Origin of the sequence: Thiolapillus sp., from assembly GCF_048562965.1 — a bacterium.
Taxonomy (GTDB): domain Bacteria; phylum Pseudomonadota; class Gammaproteobacteria; order Chromatiales; family Chromatiaceae; genus Thiolapillus; species Thiolapillus brandeum_A.
Genome location: NZ_JBHNMF010001584.1, coordinates 1 through 549 on the forward strand (window position 1 = coordinate 1; position 549 = coordinate 549).

Annotated in this window: 1 protein-coding gene; it reads right to left on the bottom strand. The window is 53.9% G+C overall.

What is annotated here, in order from left to right; translation table 11 throughout:
• Positions 1-537, bottom strand: a 537-nt coding sequence (locus ACOCD2_RS25630; protein ID WP_419583423.1) for a hypothetical protein, incomplete at its 3' end; no start/stop codon positions are given.
• Between the last annotated feature and the right edge of the window lie 12 nt (positions 538-549).

Consider the following 549-nt stretch of genomic DNA (forward strand, 5'->3'; position numbering starts at 1 on the left):
GTACAGATCCAGGTACTGCGCATACCAGTGCCCCTGACGGCGTTGCCGCACCCAGCGGGTAACATCTCCTGGTGTCACTGTGCGCGCAACCACTTCCTGCACCAGATCGCTGATAATCTTCTGCTCGATCAAGCTGAAATAATCGATCTCCAAAAGAGCCCGAAAATCCCGCTTTGCCAGATCCTGCTCAATGTTCAGTATCCCGGCGCATTCATCAGAAAGATTTTCAAAAGCCTCCTCATGTCTGCGGCTATCCTTCCAGCGCCGTAAAAATACCAGTGCCTCGGAAGACAAATGAACATCCCCGCCGGTTTCCATGGCATAACAGGATTTGAACAGCTCGATGACAAAATCCTTGGTGCCAGGAGCATCCGAGTGATAACCGTACTGGCGCTCCATCTGCTGCCACAAATAGCTGTCCAGGCCGTAGCGCACGAGAATGCGCCATCGCCCATCTTCTTCCTCAGACAGTTCCTCCAGCAGACTTTCCAGTACCGCATCCAGGCGTGGCTCCGCCTGGGCACAGACCGACAGCATCTTCATTCTGAC